Annotated in this window: 5 protein-coding genes; 1 reads left to right on the top strand and 4 read right to left on the bottom strand. The window is 62.8% G+C overall.

Annotation, left to right across the window (positions count from 1 at the left end; translation table 11 throughout):
• The first annotated feature begins 346 nt into the window (after positions 1-346).
• Positions 347-700 (top strand): YciI family protein, encoded by a 354-nt coding sequence (locus VFP86_18340; protein HET9001606.1) that lies wholly within the window; start codon positions 347-349, stop codon positions 698-700.
• Positions 701-932: 232 nt separating this feature from the next.
• Here the strand turns inward: VFP86_18340 and VFP86_18335 are convergent, their stop codons facing one another.
• From VFP86_18335 to VFP86_18320, 4 genes are all read right to left on the bottom strand, one after another.
• Positions 933-1,514, bottom strand: coding sequence for an alkylhydroperoxidase AhpD family core domain-containing protein (locus VFP86_18335; protein HET9001605.1), 582 nt, complete (start codon positions 1,512-1,514; stop codon positions 933-935).
• Positions 1,515-1,823: 309 nt separating this feature from the next.
• Complete coding sequence (locus tag VFP86_18330; protein ID HET9001604.1) at positions 1,824-2,279, bottom strand: SRPBCC family protein; 456 nt, start codon at positions 2,277-2,279, stop codon at positions 1,824-1,826.
• The gene (locus VFP86_18325) at positions 2,269-2,790 is read right to left on the bottom strand and encodes a DoxX family protein (GenBank protein HET9001603.1); all 522 of its coding nucleotides are present in this window, start codon (positions 2,788-2,790) and stop codon (positions 2,269-2,271) included. The genes VFP86_18330 and VFP86_18325 overlap by 11 nt, the downstream gene beginning before the upstream one ends.
• Before the next feature lie 7 nt (positions 2,791-2,797).
• On the bottom strand, positions 2,798-3,100 hold a 303-nt coding region (locus VFP86_18320), incomplete at its 5' end, for a DoxX family protein (protein ID HET9001602.1).

The following is a 3,100-nucleotide window of genomic DNA, read 5'->3' as shown; positions in this document are numbered from 1 at the left end:
GGTACTCGGCGGGGCCGAAAAACAGATTCTTCACGAGTGGCCAACTATCCCCGGACAAATGGCCAAGTATGGACAAATACAGTCGAAAATGGCCAACTAGAACCGCATCCTACAACTACTACTGTAGGATTCGTTCGTAGTTGGCCATTTTGCCGGATGCGCGGAGCCGTTCACGACAGGTACCCTCGGCATCGATGACATCACCAACTCGGTAGACCAACAAGGAGGTGTATGACGCGAGTCCTTGTCGTCAGGGCAAACGGCGCGATCGGCAGCCGGCCGAACGTCACATTCAGGCTGTGCGATCCGTCATATGAGTAAAGGCGAGTAAAGGAGGAAGAACGACATGAAATTCGTGTTGCTAGTCTATCAAGGGTCCACACCCCTGCCCGGTTCGGATCGCTGGAAAGCGCTGACGGAGGCGGAACGGAAGGCGATCTACGCGGATTACCAGGAGCTCAACAGGGCCGAGGGTGTCACACCGGGGCTTCCACTGGGGCTACCGGACGCAGCGAGGACGGTGCAGGTGCGGGACGGAAAGGTCCACGTCAAGAACGGGACGTACCTGGCCGAAGGCGTGGGTGGATTCTCCGTGTACGAGGCCGAGAGCATGGAGACTGCGGTCGCGCTGGCTGCAAGAGTCCCAGCGGCCCGGCTGGGCGGCGCGGTGGAAATACGACCGGCCGAGAAGTACTGGTAATCGCGGGGCATTCACCGGCACGGAGGGCGCTTCCCTCGGGGAAACGCCCTCCTGCCTTCCCGACGTCTGGTCTGACCCTTATGGCTCAGCCAGGCGGACTGCCGCGGTACTGAACCTTAGGGAGATTCGTACTTAGGCTCAAGAGAGCGGCTAGCTTGGTTCGTCAGTCTCGACAAGGAACTCGCTTAAGGCGATTTCTCCTTGCGCGGCCGCCAGTTAGGACGGGGCATCGTCAACGGTAACCCCGCGCAAGCAGATACTTCGCGCCTGCCTTGAAGGCCCTGGAACCCGGCACGAAGAACCCGAAGGCGTCGGCCAACCGCCCGATCGTGTTGAACGAAAAGCCCACGGCGAGCGCGTCCTCGATCTGCTCGCGCGAGCAACCGGCCGCCAGCGCTGCCCGCATGTCGTCGGCATCCACCGCGTACTCGCGCGTCAGTTTGCGCAACAAGCGCAGCGCGGCCCGGAGCGGCTCCGTGATGCCCGCGGTCTCGAGATCGGAGAGCACGGCGAGGACGTTCACACTATCACGATAGGCCTGTTCCGCGACCGCGCCGTGCGTTTTCGTGCACCATGTGGACTCGTTCGTCTTTGCGACGAGCGCGGCCATCAGCTCCCGGTCACCCACCGACCATACGGAGGGCCCGCGCATCGCTTCCTGGGTGACTCGTTGCATCGGACCGCCGTAGAAATCCGGGCGGTATCGAAACAACTTGATGACATCGAGTACCGGCTGGCGCGAGACCGCGCGAATGAGCGCGAACAGAGCCTTGGTGCCGAGACCGTGGCCGTTATCGAGGATCGCGAGGCGCATGCGCACTTCGCTCCGCCACCGCCGCGAGCGCCGCGCGCGGCATCGTATTGCCGCGTGGCCTGGCCGATCGCGGCGCACACAACGATCTCGAAGATCTGATCCTCGCTGAGACCCGACGCTTTCGCTGCGTCGATGTCCTCATCGGTGACCCGGTAGGCATGTTGGGCAACCTTATCGATCAGCATGTTCAGCGGAGAGGCAAGCCAGGCGTTGTCGAACGCGGCACGGCGCTGGGCGCGCGTCGCTTCGCCCTCTCCCTCGAGGATCCGCGTGATCAGCGCGGTACGCGCCCGCGTGATATCCGACACGCTACTTTGCCGCCTCCGCCGCCGCCGTGCGGGCGAACATCTCGGGGAGACGACCCCAGTCGCCTTCGGTCTCGAAGATGTTGCGCATCTCATCGCGACGTGCCCCGTATCGGTCAATATGACGATGCTCCAACTCCACGCGCGTGCCATTCTTGCCTTGCGGAATGAAGCGCACCTCGATTTCTGTTCCGAGCGTCGGGTCAGGCTGCCAGTCGGCGCTGATATTCCAGGAGAGCACCAGGCGGGAGTGTGGCTCCGATGCGAGGACGGTGCCCCAGTCGCACGTGCTCCCGTCGTCGCCGCGCTCGTACCAGCGGCCCTCGGCGCGCGGCTCGATCACCGCGTCTATCGCGTTCGCTTTGCCGATCTTGTAGTGGGTGAGGGGCCACCATGTGCCCTTCTTTTCCGTGAAGACCCGCCACGCCACCGCCGGCGGCGCCTTGACATCAGCCGTCAATTCTTGACCTCCCGGGGAGAAATATCCATGACAGGATGAAGAGCGCAATGAGGACAAGAGTCGGAACAAGCCTTGACGCCAGGCGTTGTTCCGCGGGAGGCGCTGCTTCGAGGCGCCGTGTCGGTGGGCGCAGCGCCCACGATGCCAGCGTAATCGCTGTAAAAATCAGCGGGCTGCCGAGACCGGAATAACCGGCGAGGAAGTGAGAGGCGGCGGCGCCGGTGTAATTGAAGACGGCCCCGGCGTACGCCCACTCCTTGAGCCGCAGAAATCCCGGGAGCAACATCACGATCGCGCACGGGATTTTCCAGACGCCGATGATGGTGAGAAGGTACATCGGGTACCCGAGGTGCGCGAGCATGACTCGAACGTACTCGATTCGCAGGAGATCCCAGATCCCTCCGGCGACCATTTCAAACGCCACCAGAAACGTGAACGTCCAATACGCAATCGCTCGGATCGTTCCCAACGACTTGCCCGGACCCCAAGTATTTTGCAGATGGCTCAGCATGAACACTTCAGTGTCCGGGAATTGGCGGCAGCCACAAGAACGATAGGATCAACAGCAGGACGAGAATCGCTGCCGACGCCGTCCAGGACCACGCGCTGCTCTCGCCGGGCGACTTCGCTTCCAGAAGACGGCGCTCCGGTGGCCGCAACGCCCAGGACGCGACGGTCACGACCGCCATGAGCGCAGCGGCGAGATCCGGTCGATCTCCTGCAAACAGGTGCGATACGAATGCGGACGAGTAATTGAAGAACGCACCGGCGTACGCCCACTCCTTGACGCGTGGAAGCCGCGGCGCCAGGAGGGCGGCGGC

Source organism: bacterium (assembly GCA_035703895.1).
In the GTDB taxonomy this organism is placed as follows: domain Bacteria; phylum Sysuimicrobiota; class Sysuimicrobiia; order Sysuimicrobiales; family Segetimicrobiaceae; genus Segetimicrobium.
This window is presented reverse-complemented; position numbering and strand designations above follow the sequence as displayed.

Bases quoted from the DNA above. Each gene is read 5' to 3' on its own strand.
- VFP86_18325 (HET9001603.1), bottom strand. From the start codon at position 2,790: ATGCTGAGCCATCTGCAAAATACTTGGGGTCCGGGCAAGTCGTTGGGA.
- VFP86_18340 (HET9001606.1), top strand. From the start codon at position 347: ATGAAATTCGTGTTGCTAGTCTATCAAGGGTCCACACCCCTGCCCGGT.
- VFP86_18335 (HET9001605.1), bottom strand. From the start codon at position 1,514: ATGCGCCTCGCGATCCTCGATAACGGCCACGGTCTCGGCACCAAGGCT.